The 18253-nt window shown below is 35.6% G+C and carries 24 protein-coding genes; 18 read left to right on the top strand and 6 right to left on the bottom strand.

From position 1 onward, the window contains the following. Nucleotides 1–363 precede the first annotated feature (363 nt). From K9V48_RS05655 to K9V48_RS05640, 4 genes are all read left to right on the top strand, one after another. A complete protein-coding gene (locus K9V48_RS05655) occupies nt 364–2268 on the top strand; it encodes an LTA synthase family protein (protein ID WP_224137633.1) in 1905 nt (634 codons plus the stop codon). A gap of 157 nt (nt 2269–2425) precedes the next feature. Next, a complete protein-coding gene (locus K9V48_RS05650; RefSeq protein ID WP_224137631.1) occupies nt 2426–3550 on the top strand; it encodes a M14 family metallopeptidase in 1125 nt (374 codons plus the stop codon). 278 nt (nt 3551–3828) lie between these two features. After that, nucleotides 3829–4935 (top strand): YqgU-like beta propeller domain-containing protein, encoded by a 1107-nt coding sequence (locus K9V48_RS05645; protein ID WP_224137630.1) that lies wholly within the window; start codon nt 3829–3831, stop codon nt 4933–4935. A 15-nt stretch (nt 4936–4950) separates the two neighbouring features. Next, nucleotides 4951–5268 (top strand): MTH1187 family thiamine-binding protein, encoded by a 318-nt coding sequence (locus tag K9V48_RS05640; protein WP_224137628.1) that lies wholly within the window; start codon nt 4951–4953, stop codon nt 5266–5268. 106 nt (nt 5269–5374) lie between these two features. On the opposite strand, the gene K9V48_RS05635 is transcribed toward K9V48_RS05640, so the two are convergent. Together K9V48_RS05635 and K9V48_RS05630 are read right to left on the bottom strand one after the other, a co-directional pair. Then, nucleotides 5375–7360 (bottom strand): methyl-accepting chemotaxis protein, encoded by a 1986-nt coding sequence (locus K9V48_RS05635; RefSeq protein ID WP_224137627.1) that lies wholly within the window; start codon nt 7358–7360, stop codon nt 5375–5377. A 172-nt stretch (nt 7361–7532) separates the two neighbouring features. Next, the gene (locus K9V48_RS05630) at nt 7533–7706 is read right to left on the bottom strand and encodes a DUF2759 domain-containing protein (protein WP_224137625.1); all 174 of its coding nucleotides are present in this window, start codon (nt 7704–7706) and stop codon (nt 7533–7535) included. A 237-nt stretch (nt 7707–7943) separates the two neighbouring features. Here K9V48_RS05630 and K9V48_RS05625 point away from each other — a divergent pair, with 237 nt between their 5' ends. Continuing rightward, nucleotides 7944–8576: an MBL fold metallo-hydrolase gene (locus K9V48_RS05625; RefSeq protein ID WP_224137623.1), complete on the top strand. Its 633-nt coding sequence runs from the start codon at nt 7944–7946 to the stop codon at nt 8574–8576. A 220-nt stretch (nt 8577–8796) separates the two neighbouring features. Here the strand turns inward: K9V48_RS05625 and K9V48_RS05620 are convergent, their stop codons facing one another. After that, complete coding sequence (locus K9V48_RS05620; protein WP_224137621.1) at nt 8797–9045, bottom strand: DUF2626 domain-containing protein; 249 nt, start codon at nt 9043–9045, stop codon at nt 8797–8799. A gap of 592 nt (nt 9046–9637) precedes the next feature. On the opposite strand from K9V48_RS05620, the gene comGA reads away from it, so the two are divergent. The 8 genes from comGA (at nt 9638) to K9V48_RS05580 (ending at nt 13904) form a co-directional block, all read left to right on the top strand. After that, complete coding sequence (gene comGA / locus K9V48_RS05615) at nt 9638–10705, top strand: competence type IV pilus ATPase ComGA (protein ID WP_224137760.1); 1068 nt, start codon at nt 9638–9640, stop codon at nt 10703–10705. Next, complete coding sequence (gene comGB / locus K9V48_RS05610) at nt 10695–11729, top strand: competence type IV pilus assembly protein ComGB (RefSeq protein WP_224137619.1); 1035 nt, start codon at nt 10695–10697, stop codon at nt 11727–11729. The genes comGA and comGB overlap by 11 nt, the downstream gene beginning before the upstream one ends. 9 nt (nt 11730–11738) lie before the next feature. Then, entirely contained in the window at nt 11739–12053 is a 315-nt protein-coding gene (gene comGC, locus K9V48_RS05605) for a competence type IV pilus major pilin ComGC (RefSeq protein ID WP_224137617.1), read from the top strand. Beyond that, the gene (gene comGD / locus K9V48_RS05600; RefSeq protein WP_224137610.1) at nt 12031–12483 is read left to right on the top strand and encodes a competence type IV pilus minor pilin ComGD; all 453 of its coding nucleotides are present in this window, start codon (nt 12031–12033) and stop codon (nt 12481–12483) included. Before comGC ends, comGD begins: the two co-directional genes overlap by 23 nt. Then, nucleotides 12470–12799, top strand: a complete 330-nt coding sequence (gene comGE / locus K9V48_RS05595; RefSeq protein WP_224137609.1) for a competence type IV pilus minor pilin ComGE — start codon at nt 12470–12472, stop codon at nt 12797–12799. Before comGD ends, comGE begins: the two co-directional genes overlap by 14 nt. Next, nucleotides 12720–13223 carry a competence type IV pilus minor pilin ComGF gene (gene comGF / locus K9V48_RS05590; RefSeq protein ID WP_224137608.1) on the top strand — a complete coding sequence of 168 codons (504 nt, stop codon included), beginning with the start codon at nt 12720–12722 and terminating at the stop codon, nt 13221–13223. Before comGE ends, comGF begins: the two co-directional genes overlap by 80 nt. Then, on the top strand, nt 13220–13597 hold the full coding sequence (gene comGG / locus K9V48_RS05585) for a competence type IV pilus minor pilin ComGG (RefSeq protein ID WP_224137607.1): 378 nt from the start codon (nt 13220–13222) through the stop codon (nt 13595–13597). Before comGF ends, comGG begins: the two co-directional genes overlap by 4 nt. 115 nt (nt 13598–13712) lie before the next feature. Continuing rightward, nucleotides 13713–13904, top strand: a complete 192-nt coding sequence (locus K9V48_RS05580) for a YqzE family protein (RefSeq protein ID WP_224137606.1) — start codon at nt 13713–13715, stop codon at nt 13902–13904. Between the two features lie 211 nt (nt 13905–14115). Here the strand turns inward: K9V48_RS05580 and K9V48_RS05575 are convergent, their stop codons facing one another. Next, a complete protein-coding gene (locus K9V48_RS05575; protein WP_224137605.1) occupies nt 14116–14430 on the bottom strand; it encodes a DUF3889 domain-containing protein in 315 nt (104 codons plus the stop codon). A 93-nt stretch (nt 14431–14523) separates the two neighbouring features. Here K9V48_RS05575 and K9V48_RS05570 point away from each other — a divergent pair, with 93 nt between their 5' ends. Both K9V48_RS05570 and K9V48_RS05565 read left to right on the top strand, forming a co-directional pair. After that, nucleotides 14524–14763: a YxzE family protein gene (locus tag K9V48_RS05570; RefSeq protein WP_224137604.1), complete on the top strand. Its 240-nt coding sequence runs from the start codon at nt 14524–14526 to the stop codon at nt 14761–14763. Beyond that, on the top strand, nt 14760–15359 hold the full coding sequence (locus K9V48_RS05565; protein ID WP_224137602.1) for a YgaN family protein: 600 nt from the start codon (nt 14760–14762) through the stop codon (nt 15357–15359). The genes K9V48_RS05570 and K9V48_RS05565 overlap by 4 nt, the downstream gene beginning before the upstream one ends. 30 nt (nt 15360–15389) lie before the next feature. Here the strand turns inward: K9V48_RS05565 and K9V48_RS05560 are convergent, their stop codons facing one another. Beyond that, nucleotides 15390–15527: an anti-repressor SinI family protein gene (locus tag K9V48_RS05560; protein ID WP_224137601.1), complete on the bottom strand. Its 138-nt coding sequence runs from the start codon at nt 15525–15527 to the stop codon at nt 15390–15392. After that, a complete protein-coding gene (locus tag K9V48_RS05555; RefSeq protein ID WP_224137599.1) occupies nt 15520–15903 on the bottom strand; it encodes a helix-turn-helix domain-containing protein in 384 nt (127 codons plus the stop codon). The genes K9V48_RS05560 and K9V48_RS05555 overlap by 8 nt, the downstream gene beginning before the upstream one ends. 539 nt (nt 15904–16442) lie before the next feature. On the opposite strand from K9V48_RS05555, the gene K9V48_RS05550 reads away from it, so the two are divergent. The 3 genes from K9V48_RS05550 (at nt 16443) to K9V48_RS05540 (ending at nt 18248) form a co-directional block, all read left to right on the top strand. Continuing rightward, a complete protein-coding gene (locus tag K9V48_RS05550; RefSeq protein ID WP_224137597.1) occupies nt 16443–17183 on the top strand; it encodes a YveK family protein in 741 nt (246 codons plus the stop codon). Further along, nucleotides 17173–17844, top strand: coding sequence for a CpsD/CapB family tyrosine-protein kinase (locus tag K9V48_RS05545; protein WP_263432735.1), 672 nt, complete (start codon nt 17173–17175; stop codon nt 17842–17844). The genes K9V48_RS05550 and K9V48_RS05545 overlap by 11 nt, the downstream gene beginning before the upstream one ends. 245 nt (nt 17845–18089) lie before the next feature. After that, nucleotides 18090–18248: a hypothetical protein gene (locus K9V48_RS05540; RefSeq protein WP_224137596.1), complete on the top strand. Its 159-nt coding sequence runs from the start codon at nt 18090–18092 to the stop codon at nt 18246–18248. The last annotated feature ends 5 nt before the right edge of the window (nt 18249–18253 follow it).

Here is an 18253-nt window from a genome sequence, read left to right as displayed (position 1 = left end):
CTATAAAATTTTTGTACTGTGGCTAAGCGCACGCCATCCAGCGCTTAGCCCATCGGCGTCATGCGCGTCTTATGTCTGCCTTAGGATGATCAAGGAGCTTGTGCTTTTGTTATGTAATATTCTGAATTTTAGAACTTCTATAAAATACGGAACTTTTTAACGTTTCATACGTCTAATAATAAGACGATCAGAATAAACTTAAAACTATAATTTTAACAGTCTATTGTTAGGGGAATATTAATAATGATTGATTTTTTGTAAAAGAAGTATTAAGATATGATTTAGTTATCACGGTATTAACTAATAAATGGAATTATAGAGAAATAATAGCGTTATTGGCACAAGGGGTGGGGAGGTAAATTCATGGGCAAGAAATCTTTTTCGAAAATTTATTTTTTACTGTTAGCAACACTATTTATGTGGGTCAAAACTTATGTTGTCTATAAAACTAGCTTCGATATTAAAATTGAAAACTTTACACAAGAGGTTATTCTATTCATTAATCCAATCAGTTTCTTGTTATTTATTTTCGGAATCGGTTTATTTATGAAAGAAAAGAACAGAAACCGTTACATATTTGGCGTAAGTATTTTTGTAACCATCTTATTACTAGCAAATATGGTATTTTATCGCTTCTATAATGACTTTCTAACAATTCCAGTCTTATTTCAGACAAGCAATATGGGGGATTTAGGAAGTAGCATTGGGGGCTTATTCTTACCGAGCGATCTTTTAATGCTAGTTGATCTTGCTGTATTATATTGGTTATTAAAAAAACCAACCTTCAAGTCTTCATCTCGCTTAACAAGAAAAGAAAGATCAGCCTATTTCTTGTTAGTTGCAGCAATCTTTTTCTTTAACCTAGGATTAGCTGAAACAGAGCGACCACAATTATTAACTCGTACATTTGATCGTGAAATGCTTGTGAAAAACATCAGTATTTACAACTTTCATATTTATGACGGCTTTTTACAATCCAAAACATCTGCTCAACGTGCGTTAGCAGATAGCAATAGCTTAGTTGAAATTGAAAACTATGTGAATGCAAATCGTAAGGATCCTAAAGACGAATTATACGGAGTCGCAGAAGGCCGCAACGTGATCTTAGTTTCGTTAGAGTCATTACAATCCTTTCTGATAAATGAGAAGTTAAATGGGGAAGAAATTACGCCTTATTTAAATGATCTAATTGAGGAAAGCTATTACTTTGAGAACTTTTACCATCAAACAGGTCAAGGGAAAACCTCAGACTCAGAGTTTATCGTTGATAACTCCTTATATCCACTAGGCCGTGGAGCTGTTTACTTTACAAATAGTAGTAATGAATACAAAGCAACACCAGAGATTCTTAAAGATTATGGTTACTATTCAACAATCTTTCATGCAAATAATAAAAGCTTCTGGAACCGTGACATCATGTATGAGACATTAGGGTATGATCGTTTCTTTGATGTCAATTCGTATGAAGTAACAGAAGAAAATTCAATTGGTTGGGGTTTAAAGGATGTCGATTTCTTTGAACAAACTGTTCCAATTATGGATGAACTACCACAACCATTCTATACAAGACTAATCACACTAACTAATCACTTCCCATTTGAATTAGGGGAAGAGGATAAACTGATTGATGAGTTTGATTCAAACAGTAAAACATTAAATCAATATATCCCAACAGTTCGTTATTTAGATGAAAGTATCAAACATTTCTTTGAAAAATTAAAAGAAACCGACGTTTATGATAACTCGATTATTGTCTTATATGGCGACCATTATGGTATTTCTGAAAACCATAATGCAGCAATGGAGAAGTTCTTAGGGAAAGAGATTACACCTTTTGAAACGATTCAACTACAACGTGTTCCATTTATCGTTCATATTCCAGGTGTAACGGATAAAAATCCACAAACGTTCACAAAGGTTGCAGGCCAAATTGATATTAAGCCTACAATTATGAGTTTGCTTGGAATTGATACAAGTGAGCAAATTCAGTTTGGTACAGATGTTTTCTCCGATGATAAGCTTTCATTTACTGTATTAAGAGACGGAAGCTTTATTACAGAAAATAATGTCTATACTCGTGGTGTTTGCTATAACAAAGCTACGGGAACAGAAGTAGATCTAGCTGTTTGTGATCCATTTATGGAAAAAGCAAAGCAGGAACTTAGCTACTCAGATGAAATCATCTATGGTGACTTACTAAGGTTCTATGGCAATGAAGTAGAATCTGTAGACGGTCAAAAACAAGAAGTATCAACTGAAACACATTAACAACTAGAGCTGGCTCGAGTAAGGACATTTCCTTGACAAAGGGAGGTTTTTAGCGAGTCAGTTTTTTTGTCCGAAAATGACTCATCCATTATCGTAACAACAATTCACCGCTCACCACATATGCTATTAAGAAATGAGTGTTGGGAGGAATAAGATAATGAAGATTAGGACAAAAAAATCCATTTCATTAGATGAACTTGCGGCACAATTGAATATTCATAAAGAAATATTAATAGATTGCAACCTGCATGAAAAACTTGAAAGAGGATTAATTGAAGAAAATACACAATTAAATCTACCTTTTCATACGAATATCATGAATAAAAAGAGCGAAAGTGTCCATTTTTTGAACGATCAGAATTCTATGATACATGATCACATCCAACATGATACACTTCTAAAGACAAGGAAACCTTATGATTCCCAGATTCTTTACAAAGACATTGATAAGCTACTCATGATGTATCCATTTATTAAAAAAGAAATTATCGGATATAGTGTATTAGGGAATCCAATTATTGAATTAATAATTGGCAGAGGGATGAAAACGATTCATATGAATGGTTCTTTCCATGCGAATGAATGGATAACAACAAGTATCATGATGCATTGGCTTCAAAACTATCTCAATGCATTAGTAACAGGTGAACAGTTTGGCGGGTTTGATTGTATTTCTTTTTATCGAGATACGACAATCTCATTTGTTCCGATGGTAAATCCTGATGGTGTAGATCTAGTAGTAAATGGATTACCTGCTAACATCACTTACCATTCATTTCTTTTAGATATAAATGACCAGAGCCTTGATTTCTCCCAATGGAAAGCGAACATACGTGGAATTGATTTAAATAACCAGTATCCAGTTAATTGGGAAATTGAAAAAGAGCGGAAGATTCCAAAATCCCCAGCACCACGTGATTATCCAGGAGATGCGCCATTAACAGAACCAGAAGCGATAGCACTTGCTGAGCTCGTTAAGAAGCGTAATTTTGACCGGCTGCTTGCTTTTCATACCCAAGGGGAAGAAATATATTGGGGGTACTTAGGAAAAGAACCTGAAGAAGCAGAGCCAATTGTAAACGAATTCGAAAAAATGAGCGGATATCGAGCTGTTCGAGATATTGACAGCCATGCTGGATTTCGTGATTGGTATGTCAACGATTGGCGAAAACCGGGGTTTACAGTTGAATTAGGTAAAGGTGTAAATCCATTACCATTTTCTGACTTCGATGAGATCTATCGTAAAAGTAAGGGGATCTTTTTAGCTGCACTATATAAGTAGCGATTGTTAACAATTTGGAGCAAGATTTTGAAGGTTTTCTGGCACCTTCTCTTAAATATGAAAAGCTGAGATAAATGAAACAAAACCCATTTAAAAACGTATAACAAGTAGAGTGTTTTATTGAGAGAGACGAATTGAATTTTATCCCGCATTAACTGGCAGTTTTACCCCCACCTCTTGTTTAATGGATCAATGAACTAGGTGGGGGTAAAAGCTCGTAAAAGCTAAGGTAAGTCTCGCTTTATAAACAAAAAAGGGGCGGGGGGAAAAGAGAGTTGATGAGATTAACTAAATTTTTTTATTTTCTTATGTTAATCGTGCTTTTTGGTGCAGGTTGTAATCCATCTCATCAGCCAGAGCAAAATAGAGAATCTTCATCTATGAGCGATCATCAACTAACGGAAAGAAATTTCGTTGAAGAGGAGGTAAAATTGCCGCTAGAGTTAAATGAAGGTGTTTTTCATTCTGTTGCTGATTGGAAGGATGCCGACACGATCTTTTATATTACAAATGAGGCAGAAGGGTCTGTCGTTCATACATATAATCTATTCACAGGTGAGTCGTCATTATTTTTTGAAGCTGAGGCACCGATTGTCCAATTTGAAGCAAATGCAGAGCAGAATTTATTTCTTGTCCATACTAGTCCATCAAGCTATGAAGCGGAATTGATCATATTGGATTCAAAAGCAAATCGTACATTTAGCACGAAGATTGAATCGAATGAGTTAGAATATACATGGGACCAAAACAATCCTACTCAACTGTTTATTTCAAGCTTCAATGAAGATTGGTCATTCCAAACCTATATTATTAATGTTGCGGAAAAGACCATCGCGAATAATCAGATTGAAATGCCATTTATTCAATGGTTAAATGATGATGAACTATCTTATTTGAAATGGGATCAAGATGCACCTTCATTAACTGCACCACTATATATTTACAATCATGAAAACGACCAAGAAACGCTACTTGCCAATAATGTCGTGTCTAATACGAATTTTATGAATGAAATCTCAACAATTGAATTAGTTGACGAAGACGGAGCAGCTTCTGTAAAGTTTTATGATCTGATTGACAAAAAACTTCTAACAGAAATGCCTACACATCTAGTCGCGCAATATTCTGATTGGGCTATTCCATATCACGATATGAACGATAGAAAATCTATTTATTATATGTTTGAAGGAAATCAAGCTCAAAAAGCTTTTTCACTTATTTCGTTTGATCTTGAGACAAAGGAAAAGAAAACCATCATCGAAACGATTGAAAATCTACCATTCAAATTATCTCCAAACGGAGCATTCGCTTTATACGGTGCAAGATTTGAAAATCTTATTCAGTTAGAAGACAATACGATTATGCAACTTATTAAAATGAAGTAGAAAGGATGAAATCAAATGGCAATCGTAGATGTAACAGTCATTCCACTAGGAACTGAAAGTCCAAGCGTAAGTAAATATGTAGCAGACATCCAACATATCTTGAAAAAGTATGAAAATGAGGGTAAAATTACGTTTCAATTAACACCGATGAACACAATTATTGAAGGTGAACTGCCAACATTATTTGAAGTGATAGCAGCAATCCATGAAGCACCTTTTAATAAAGGAATTCAAAGGGTTGCAACAAATATTCGTATCGACGATCGACGTGATAAAAAGTCAACAATGGCAGGAAAACTTGAAAGTGTAAATAAACATCTAAACACAAATTAATAAAAAATGGCTGATTGGAATAAGTCCAATCAGCCATTTTGCTTATCCGCCCCAGCGATAAATGGGAAAGGGAAGGTTTGAATGCAAGCCTTCCCTTTTCAACAATTTACTTTGCTTCAATTTTGAATAAACTAATTTCATTTTGCAATTGTTTCGAAATATCTTGTAAATCAGTGGCAAGTTGACTTAGCTGTTCAATCGAAGCAGTTGTTTCTTCAATAGATGCAGATACTTCCTCCGTCCCAGCAGCAGTTTCTTGGCTAATCGCTGTTAGCTGTCCAGCTCTTGATCTGAACAAATGTGATTGACCATCAATGTGATCGACTACTTCTGAGATTGCTTCAAATTTGCTATAGGTTTCAGAAATAGTCTTGGTAATAGAGTGAAAAGCTTGCTCTGTATCAGTAACTGCATGATTTTGAGCGTGAATTTGTTTGTTTGTATGTTCAATTAATTGCACAGTGTTCATGGTATCTGATTGCATAAAACCGATTAATGAAGATATTTCTTTTAAGGAATTCTCCGTTTGCTCTGCAAGCTTCCGCACTTCATCTGCAACTACTGCAAAACCTTTCCCATGTTCACCTGCACGAGCGGCTTCAATCGCAGCATTTAAAGCTAATAAATTGGTTTGCCCAGCAATTGCGGTGATTTTATTAACAATCTCACTCACTTCTCGGGACCGTTTATCCAAGGATTGAACTGCTTGATCCATTTGCCCAGCTAAATCGCGTGTGATATCAAATTGATTTTTTAACTCCGTCACTTTGCCAATTCCCTGTTCAGAAACATGGAGCATTTGTTTGGAATCTTCTTGTATCATTTTCGTGTTTTTATCGAGTTCACTTACTTTTTCTGTTACATTCATAATGGCCGTTTCATTATCTTGAAGAATTTCAGCTTGGTCTGACGTCCCACCTGCAATTTGTTGGATTGTAATCGCAACTTCATTAGAAGCAGCTGTATTTTCTTCCGCGCTTGCTACAAGTGTCATTGATGAATCCGTCACTTTTTCGGAAATAGTCCGGATCGATCTGAGCATTCCTTGTAGTTTATGGACCATTCCATCAAAATTACGGGCGAGCTGACCAATCTCATCAGAACGGTTTATGTCTGATGTCATAGTTAAGTCACCATTCGCCATTTTCTGAACAGTCGTATTTAATCGACTAATTGGCTTCGTTATCGATTTTGCAATGAAGATTGATAATATGACAGCTAGGATTAGAATTGCCGCTAGTGTAGTTAAAATCGGCAATAGAGATGCGTTAGAACGGGATTCTGCTTCGCTACTGTCAAGTAACCCAACTATTTTCCATTGTGTAGTAGGATTCGTCGCATATCCAAAAATTCTGTCTTTTCCATCAAGGTTTCCAGTTAAAGATCCAGTTTCATTGATCATTTGTTGATAAATTTTTTCTCTGCTAAAATCCTGTGTTACTTTTGATTCATCTGGATGGGCAAGAATATGTCCGGTTTGATCGACGATAAAAGCAAAGCCTGTCTTTCCGAATTTTGTCTTATTAATTAGGTCGGTTAATGTCTGTATACTAATATCGATTCCCATCACTCCGATAAGAGTGTTATTGTCATAGACTGGCTTAGTCAGGGTAATAACCGTTTGGTTGGTGGCAGAATCGACATATGCTTCAGTCCAAGTGATTGCTTTATTTTCAACCGCTTCCTGATACCATGGTCGTTCTCTAGGATCAAAATCGGCGCCTAGATCGGCTTTGGGATAAATGGTGAGAGCACCGGCTTCTTCTGCAAAATAAGCACTAATAAATGCTTCATTAAATGTTTTTGATTCAACAAGTATTTTCATAAGCTCTTCTTGATCATTTATACCTGTTACGTTGCTTGAAATACGGTTAATTTCAGCCTCTGTTTCGTTGAAGAATAACTCAAACGTATCATTTAATGCAAGTGTGGATTTATTTACATTGGTTTCAAAATCCTTCGTTATAGCAGTAAAATTAAAATAATGGTTGACTGTTGTAAGCAGAAAACAACTTATTATGATAATGAGAATGAAAGGCAATAGTATCTGCCGTTGTAATGTTTTTTCGTACCAATGTTTACCTTTTTTCATACCGATATCTCCTTGAATAAAATAGTCTCTTAATATATCGGCATAATTTGATCAATCTTTAATTTGAATTTCGGTCGGACAGTGAAAAATCCCTTAGCAGATTAGCTAAGGGATCGTTTCATTTCCTAGTGTATACGTCCAATATTTGTAACAAGATGATTACGATAATCTGTTAATGCACTGTCGGGAAACCATTATTTAAGAGAGTCATGACTGTAAACCATCCAAATACAGTAAATGTTCCGAACGCAAATAATATACCGAGAATATTTTTTTCTTTTAGTGAACGAAAGAATCCAAAAATTGCAAGAATCGTAATAAGACTGAAAATAACCATTAAGCCCATTTAAAAGCCCCCTTACCTTATGTAGATCATTTTACTTGAATTGCAAAATAGATATGCAAGATACAAGCAAGTCCTTCTAATATTTTAAACGTTTTCATAATGTTTGTCGAGTTCAATTTCCAATTATATCTATATTATGACCAGTGAACGAAAAATGAATTCAAGGGATTAATGGTATCTAATGTCATTTGAGTAGTGTAAAATATAAGCAATGAAATGATATTTGGAGGAATAAACATGAAGTGGAGAAGATTACCATTAGGACCGATTCAAACAAACTGCTATTTATTTTCAAATGATGAGAAAGAATGCCTCGTCATCGATCCAGGTGGGGACGCAAACAAGTTAATTAGCATTCTACAGCAGCAACACTTAAAGCCGGTAGCAATCTTACTTACACACGCACATTTTGATCATATAGGTGCAGTAGATGAAATTCGTAACGAATGGAAGATTCCAGTATACGTACATAAAAATGAAAAGGATTGGCTTACAAATCCTTCGTTAAATGCCTCACAAAACTTTATGGGAGGTGCTGTCACAGTATCAGAAGCTGATGAATTAATTAAAAGTGAAGGAACACTTACGATTGGCAGCTTCTCATTACAGGTTTATGAAACACCAGGTCATTCTCCAGGAAGTGTATCGTATTACTCTGCGGAAGCAGGTCTTGTTTTCTCGGGAGATGCGTTATTTGCAGGGAGCATTGGCCGCACAGATTTACTAGATGGAAATCATGATCAGCTAATAAAAAGTATTCAAGATAAGCTCCTCACTTTACCTGAAGATACACTCGTATTGTCAGGTCATGGACCAGAAACGAGCATTGAAGCAGAGATGGAGAGAAATCCGTTTTTAAATGGCTTTTAAGAACAAAAGCGGAAGCGCCTTGATCAGCCTAAGGCAGGCATAAGACGCGCATGAATAGAAAAGGCGTTCTTTGCCTTCAATTTATGCGTGGCTTATGACCCCGAGGGGCTAGGCGTTGGAGCTGGATGTCATGCACTTATCCATAGTACAAGAATTTTATAGTAAGCTAAACAATCAAAAAAGCAGGTAGTCCCGATAAGGAACTACCTGCTTTTTTGAATTAATGCCCAACTGCCTGACCAGGAATCATCATAAATGTTGTCCAATACGTAAATCCGACAAAGAAAACCGTTAAGTAGGCACCGAAAATATAAATGTACATGCGTTCGGATAAATTTAAATAGGATAAAAAGACGAAAAATCCAGTTTGTCCGAAAAAGAGTAAGGAAGTAGTCTTCATGTCACCAAGATAAAACATAACAGCGAAGATTCCTGTCCAGAAACCTAGCACTCGGAACATTCGATCCATATGTATCCCTCCTTTATTGGCTCTGCAGCTGTATTATTGCCCTGTTATCAGGTTCAAATTACATCTTCGAAAAAAATGATAGCGTTTAATAAAATGGAATTGTCATAGAATTCCATCCCTCCCATTATTATAATGTACCCTTTGTCTACTTGTAAATAGCGTTTACATTTTACTATCAACAAACTCGGGAAATTGCTAAAGTAAAACTCATCTTTCTATAAAAGGGTAAAATTTGTTAACAGAAGTTCGTACATCAGTCCAAACCAACTCATTATACTTGGAATAGGATAGAAGAGAGAGAAATGTAGTTTACCTTATATGTTCAAATATTTCCACCCTACATGATAGCAATAGTCGAACAAGCTTCCAAACATGGAGGCGTTTGAACCTTTTCTTGTAATTGAGAAGGTTTTTTTATTTTGTTTAAAATCTAGCTTTTACATACCATTTACACCACAATTGTACCTCTTTTGAACATATTCCCGCCACATAATGAAAATATCCCCACACAAACCCTCAATTTCTCAAGGTGATAAACCTTCTAGCATTTTGTACAATGAGTTTGCATGAGTAATAGAGAGGAGATGAGATGATGCAGACGATTGAACAAATAAGTGAACGAATTATCGAAGAAGCTTGTGCATTACGTGCATCTGATATACACATTGTCCCAAAGGAACAAGAAACACTTATTCAATTCCGTGTGGATGATGACTTAATTGAAAAGCATTCGATGAAAAAGGAGGTTTGTGAACGAATTATCTCGCATTTGAAATTTCTTGCCTCGATGGATATTGGCGAGAGAAGGAGACCGCAAAACGGTGCACTTTCCATTTCAACGACAAATATTAATGTTCATTTACGATTATCAACACTACCGACCATTCATGAAGAAAGCCTTGTGATCCGAATTTTACCTCAAGAGAAAATTCCACCGATAACACAGCTATCACTCTTTCCTGCAACGACAAATAAGCTACTCTCAATCCTAAATCATTCACACGGTCTGATGATATTCACTGGTCCAACCGGCTCGGGCAAAACGACCACACTTTATTCTCTTATCCACTATGCCAAACGCCATTTTAATCGAAATATTATTACGTTAGAAGACCCTGTTGAAACAAAAAGTGAAGAGGTCATGCAGGTTCAGGTAAATGAGAAAGCTGGTATTACGTATGCTGCTGGGCTAAAGGCAATTTTAAGACATGATCCAGACATCATCATGGTAGGTGAAATTCGCGATCGAGAAACTGCCCAGATTGCGATACGAGCGAGCCTAACAGGACATTTAGTATTATCTACAATGCACACAAGAGATGCAAAAGGTGCGATTTACAGGTTACTCGAATTTGACGTTAGTCTATCCGAAATTGAACAAACATTGATTGCTGTGTCTGCTCAACGATTAGTACAGCTCAAATGCCCGTTTTGTGAAGGGGCATGTTCACCTTATTGTAAAAAGCTTAGGGAAAAAAGGCGTTTGAGCATTTATGAGTTACTTTATGGCAAAAATCTATCAGCTGTCGTGAAAGAAGCTAAGGGAGAAGCAGCGTCATATTATTATCCAACTTTAAAGGACGTGATAAAAAAAGGAATTGCGCTCGGGTATCTTTATCCTAATTCATACGATCGCTGGGTGTTCCATTATGAAGATTAATCAAAAATGGACTTTAAAGGATCAAGCAGCGATCTTAAAAAGGTTAAGCAGCATGCTTGAGAAAGGGTACACATTGAATGAGGCACTAAACTTCCTTTTCGTAAATGAAAAAGGGCGCAAAAAGGAAGATTTATTTGCATGTATGACATTGCTCTCATCAGGACATTCCTTTCGAAAAGCCCTTACAAATCTGCGTTTTCATCGGGATGTATTGAGTTATTTATACTTTGCTGAACAGCATGGTGATATGGAATTTGCCTTACGAGAAAGTAGCGAAATCCTTCACAAAAAAATGACTCAACTCGAAAAATTAACGAACCTTCTTCGCTATCCAGTCTTTCTAATCATCACTGTTAGTATTATTCTATCAATCGTCCAAGCCGTCATTACCCCACAGTTTCAACAACTGTACGATTCAATGAATATTGAAGCATCATTTTTCTCGCTTTTTTTACTTTTCGTTTTTACCACAATAAAGTGGCTGGGCATAGGAATTATTGTCTTCGCTGTCGTTGTTCTTTTCTATTATTTCGTTTCCTATAAGAAAAAAACGATTGATGCCCAAATGAGGGTATTACTCAAAATCCCGATTGTAAATAAAATTTTTATCATGTTCCATAGCTATTTTTTTGCGCTACAGCTCAGCAATTTGTTAAGAGGCGGAATGTCGACGTTTGAAAGCCTAAAAATATTTGAAACGCAAAACATTTTACCATTCTATCGAATTGAAGCATCACATTTAATTGAAAATTTACGAACAGGTGCACATCTTCACCAAATAATTGCAGACCGAGAATTTTATGAAAAAGAGCTTTCTCTTGTTATTCTCCATGGTCAAGCGAACGGGCAGCTAGCAAGGGAGCTATATATGTATAGTCAATTCGTGATTGAAAAACTTGAACATAAAATCGTTAAAGCGATGACAATTATCCAACCGACTATTTATTCATTTGTAGGAATCGTCATTTTATTCGTCTATTTATCGATGCTATTACCAATGTACAAAATGATGGAAAACCTATAGGAGGAGCCCATGAAAAATCAAAAAGGTTTTACTTTGATCGAAATGTTAATTGTTCTTTTAGTTATATCAGTCCTGTTGCTCATTACCATTCCGAATGTAACAAAACATAATGCAAGTATCCAAGAGAAGGGATGTGATGGATTAATTAATATGGTTCAAGCCCAAGTAACGGCTTATCAAATTGATAACAAAAAAGTTCCATCTGTCGAAGAGCTAGTGTCAGAAAAATATTTGCGTGCAACACCAGTTTGCCCTAATGGAAATGGTGTAGTGATTTCCACAGACGGTGAGGTTACTGAAGGTGGACCTGCATCAGAAGCATAAAAAAAATGGCTTTACACTGCTAGAATCACTACTCGTCCTATCAATCGTTAGTATTATGAGTTTAGTCCTCATTACAAATATCGTTCCGATTCATCAGAAAAAGGTGATTGAATCATTTTTAACTCAATTTGAAAAAGACCTCATGTACGCACAGCAATTCGCATTAGTAAATGAAGAGTCTGTTTACTTGTTAATTAACGCAAATCAGCAACAATACGATGTTAAATCAACTAGTAGAAGTACACCTTTTTTTAAAAGGAACTATTCTTCTGACATCGTGATTGAAGGTTCTGCTCTTTCGAATCGGATTATCTATAATAGCAACGGCTCGATTCAAAAAAGTGGAACGATCTATATCTATTATAAAAAAAGTACATACAAAGCGACTTTTTATCTGGGGAAAGGGAGGTTTAAGATTGAAAAATTGTAAAGGATTTGCTTTGGCAGAAACCATTGCTGCGTTCAGTATGTGGAGCATAATCGTTACGATCCTCATCCCTCAGCTCGTCCTCTTAACACAAGAAAGAATAAACACTCAACAATCAACCAACGCCTATAAAATTCTCTATGAAAAAACACAGCAAGTCATACTTGATGAAAAGCCAATGTTTGATGAAGAAATTGTCCATGAGAATGTAACTTACATGATCATTTGGGAGGAGGAAAATGACTATACAAAAGCTTGCTTGCAATGGACTAACCTGTATAAAAAAGAAGAATCAATTTGCTTTCTTTTATCAGAATGAACGTGGTTACACCTTGTTAAATTTACTGCTGTCCTTCTTGATCTATTCAATCATTATCTCTTCGCTCACAATGATTCTGCACTTCCTACTTGCAAATTCGCAACAACCGAATGATTTAAAGCCATATGAATGGGAGTTGTTTGTCATTCAATTGCATAGAGAAATGAAGGAATCGAGGAATATTACTGTCACTGAATCAGCACTTTCATTTACAAATAAACAGGGCCAGCTTGTCAATATTAATCGATACCAAAACCTAATTCGGAGACAAATAGGTGGACAAGGACATGAGATATTTTTACTAAAAGTGCAAAGTGTTTCATTTAAACAGGAGAGCTCAGGTGTTCGAATACACGTCGTAAGTGAAGCAGGAAAGGACTACAGTCACATGTTTCGAACCTTCAAGGACAGAACAGGCGTATGAAGAACGAAAAAGGATTTATTTTCCCAACAACAATGGTTATGGTTCTATTCTGCTTGTTAATTGTTGGACACATCGCAACGAATTTGATAAGTGATAAGCAATTTTATGCTGAAACAGAGCAATACTATTTACTAGAAAATTTAATGCAGCTTGCGGTCGATCAATCCCTAATGGAAATCAAAAGTGAAACAACGACAACAAATGAAACAACAAAAAATACCTTGAATGGAAGCTTCACATATACAATTAGAGAAAATCTTCCTAACATTTTTGAAGTACAGCTTTCATGTGCAACAAAGGAGAATAAGACATATACAGCATCATATCAATATGATAGTACATCAAATGAAATGATTTCATGGTCTGAGTATTAATCATTCTCATATCTTTCTTTTTAAGACACTTAGTAAAAAGCATTGAAAACTCGATTAAAATTGATCGTTATTGGAAATAATTAGTGGTAAGAATAATAATTGAGGTGTTTGTACCTTGTCAACAAATGATTATGTGAAATACGTGACACAACAAATCGTAAAGTATATGGATACACCAAAGGAAACCCGCAAACAGCAACGTGAAGAACGGAAGCAAGTTGAAACCTCTTCTTCGTACTACAGCAACAGGTGGTTAGGTATTATACCATTTTCAATTAAGCTCATAATGAATAAGCGGAAAAAATAACGTTTGAGTGCAGCACAATTTCTAATTATGAAATTGTGCTGTTTTTTTATCTTGCTAGCCGCCATTAGAGGAGAAAGGACGCCACTAATGGAATTCTCGCGTTATAAAAAATGCTGACCTATTTGATATTCATACATTAGTTGTGTAGAACATCAAACAGACCAGCATTTTTACGAATATCTCCGCAGCACTGTCTATTGTTATTTTCACTCTAAGCTTCCGGAATGACCTGAACCTTTTTAATCTCACCTGTAGAAGAATCAAAGGTAATGGTCGTATAAACGGCAAAATCCTCCATGCCTTCCCTTAATGTGAAACGGTATTGCTTAACGGTTATATCCTTCTTTTCCTGATCCCAAATTTTTTGGGAAAACAATACTTGTGAAAGAGGATAACGTTTTTTCGTTTCCTTTACAGCATAATCCTCCCAAGACTTTTGGGAAACAGCATGAACTTCAGGCGTAAATAAACCATGAGTAGCTGTAATACCGTATAATAAACTTAGTAGAAATATCCATTTTTTCACTGATGAACACCATCCTTATTAGTATTTATTACCAAAAGTAAGGAGGGTATACATTGTTTAAAAGCTTGAGAATATTTTTTAGGGGGAATCACAATGACTGGCATTATAATAACGTTCTTATTTATTATGGTACTTTTTATCATGATTGGAATCGGAATTAGCTCAAAGTCGAGGGGGAATGTAAAATCGCGAAAGGATCATTCGACTTTCATTCCACCATATATCATTGGGGATTCAGACCATAAGCATAGTCAGGATCACCATGATTCCAATGATTCATCGGGTGGTTTTGGTGACTCCAGTGGTGATGGAGGAGGAGGTGGAGGCGATTGAGAACATTATTATTCGTCCTTACTTTTTTGCTGATAGCAGGCTGTTCGAACGACGAAACAAGTTCATCAGATGTAGAGGCAATGAAAATTTCTCCTACTGAATATACAAAAAGAGAGACATTATTGATTGAAGGGCTAAGTGGCCAGGAAGTTTTAGGCTATGATGTATCAGCGATTCCAAGTGGTCATTTGTTCCATATCATTGTTGAACATTATCATGATGGAGTAAAACAAGAAAATGTTGCAGAAAGCGCTGATACAATTTTAGATGATCAAGAATTAAAATCAATCCTCTTAACAAGGGAAAAAACGGATAAGACTTTTTCAGTTAAAGCATTAACTTATTATGGCGATGGGTACAATAGAATGGCGTCAAATGGTGAATACGAAGAGGCTAACTCATCCGCAATTTTCGAAAAGCTTGAAGAGGAGGTCACCTTCAAGCTAAATGAACAAGTCATTATTGGCATGACAATTGAAGATGATGGCGATGAATTGACGAGTGGAGTATTACAAGAGGACGATCCAAGATTCCAAGAAAGTATCAGTAAGTACCAAGACGTCTTCGTTTATAAAATCTTCGTTTCAAAAGAATAACAAGAAGGTCGTCTGATGACGGCCTTCTTGTTATTTCAAAGCGTTTCCATTTTGAAGGAAGTGTTGAACCTCTTCAAAGGATAATCCAAGCTGTTTTGCTTCTATCATTAATTCGATCCATTCCTGATCTAAAAGGTTTGTTTGAGAGAACTCCGTGACTTCAATCATTTAGCTTATCCTCCTGGCTACGATTCGTAGAGTCTGGCTTTGCTTCCTTCCATTTTTTAAACTTTAAATAATCGCGAAATTCCTTAAAATCTTTTTTGCTCATTCCTTCATTAATGGCTTTGTTTAATAAATTGCTCCATTCATCATCAAAAACGAAATCCTTTGATTGTACGTCTGAAGACGAAGTCCCTAACAACCCTTCAACATCTGTTTCAAGTGATGAAGCGATCTTTTTTAAAAATTGAAGCGAAGGATTTTTTTGTACATCACGTTCAATGTAACTTAAATAAGATTTCGACACACCAGCTAACTCAGCTAATTCACTAATCGAATATCCTTTCTCCTGCCTCAACTCCCTTAAACGTTCTCCAACCATATACGGTCTCCTTATCTTCTAATACAAAAATATAGTTCCTCGCCATTCATTATATGAAACAATTCGTTCTTAATAAAATAATGAGAAGATATGAAAAGAAGAGGTATTAGGAGAAAAATAGGGGAAATTGTTCTTTTTAACGAAAAAACAACGGAATTTCAGAGTTTTTAAAAATAGGTAGAATAGCATATATTGGTAGAAGGTTAATTATTTGTTTGAAAGCATATAAAAGAACAATCTATTAGTCGTAAACACTGTGATACCAATATAAAACGATTAAGAGGTAGCTTTGTTTTTGCATAGTAAAATAGTATGGACTAGTATTCTATGCAAAAGACGTGAAAGTGAGCAATTGTTGATTTTATGTAAAAATTATTAACAATACGCAAAAAATATTGACTTGTTCTTTATAGTGAACTATTCTTGATTATAGAACGAAGAGCACCTTTTTAGGGGTTTAAATAAATGAATTGAATTTGGATTTCTAACGTTATTCGTTCTTTATCAAGAATAAACTTAATGAGTGGGTGAATAGTGTTATGTCTAGCTTTCATGAGCTTGAGGATAAACATTTAGGAGAACGTAAGCAAGCAAAGGAAATCAATTTAAAAGACATTGTTGAAGTATTAAAAAGATATGTATGGGCTATTGTACTAATCACAATCCTTGCAACATCAGCAGGAGCATTATACTCCAAGGCTACCTACGCTCCTATGTATCAATCAACAGCAAGAGTTATTATTGGAGCAGATAGTACATTAATTACAACATTAAAGGTAATCATCCAAGACACAACTGTTTTGGAAAAGGTTGTGAATAAGTTAGATTTACCATATCCTCCAGAAACCTTAAGTAGCAAAATAAGTGTTGGCAGTATCGAGAATTCTCAGGTTGTAACGATAACCGTATTTGATTCAAATCCAGAACAAGCAGCAATACTTGCAAATTCGGTAGCCCAAACATATAAAGAAGAAATACCAAGTATTATGAATTTCGAAGATGTAAGGTTATTATCTGATGCTAAGGTCGATCCAAACCCGATTAATCAGGATCAAAATCGGACAATCATTCTTTCATTAATAGGTGGGCTTGTCATTGGAATAGGGTTCGCATTTTTACTAGATTCGTTAAATGATAGTGTAAGAAAAGAGGATGAAGTCGAAGAATTATTAGGCATTCCAGTGTTAGGATCTGTCTCGAAAATGAAAAAGAAAAATATGCAAAAAAAGATAAAAAAGAAAACTAGTTTTGAAAATAGGAGTGGGACACTTGGTTCTTAATTTGAATTCAAAGAAGACTTTAAAGGAAATGACAAAGCGCCATTTTGTCTCACATACGAATCCCGATTCGCAAATCGCAGAGCAATTTCGGACAATCAGAACGAATATTCAATTTCTATCAGTTGACGGTTGTAAACATAAAATGTTAATTCTTACTTCACCATCATCTGGAGAAGGAAAGACAACGGCAGCCATAAATTTAGCAATCTCAATTTCTCAGCAAGGAGACAGAGTATTGTTAATTGATGCTAATTTACGAAGACCCACACTACATACATCATTCAACTTAAAAACCTCCTATGGTTTAACCGATATTTTAATGGGACGCAAAACATTAGAAGAATCCGTATTTCAAACTAAAATCGGAAGGTTAGAAGTTTTAACAAGCGGCTTAATACCTCCAAATCCAACAGAATTAATCGGTTCAAAGGCAATGAGTCAGTTTATTAATGAGATAAGAGATGAATATGATGTCATACTTTTCGATTGTCCACCAGTCTTAGAAACAACAGACACAAAGCTGTTAGCTGGACAATGCGATGGTGCCGTTTTAGTGTTAAACAGTGGTAAGACAGAACGTGAAAAGGCTGTTGAAGCAAAGCGCTTATTAAACCTAGTTAGGGCAAAGGTATTAGGCGTTATTTTGAACGAAAGAGAGTAACTTTTTAATCTTTTGTTCTTTATTAAGAATTTTTTGCGCGTAATAATTAATTTTAGGCGATATCTCCTTGCCTTTATCAATGGAGGTACTCGGCCATACTGTGGGTTGAAAGATGCCTTAGACGCGAGTCGTCAGGAGTGTGGTGTGAGGATGGGTTAAATGCCCATATTATTAAAATAATTACTTATATGTCTCGATTTGCGAGATATATAGGTAATTATTTTATAAAAAAGGAGCCTGAAACAATGAAGGAGTTTGATCAATTTCCAAAGGCCATGAAAAAACTAGTGCGATACATAAAACAAGATGCATCAATCGATCAACTTGAACAATTTAAAAAGGTACTAGACTACACGATTGAAAAACGGATGGTCATGTTAAAGAAACCATCAGAAAATCAATAAGAAAG

The sequence above is a fragment of the Metabacillus rhizolycopersici genome, assembly GCF_020075705.1.
This window is presented reverse-complemented; position numbering and strand designations above follow the sequence as displayed.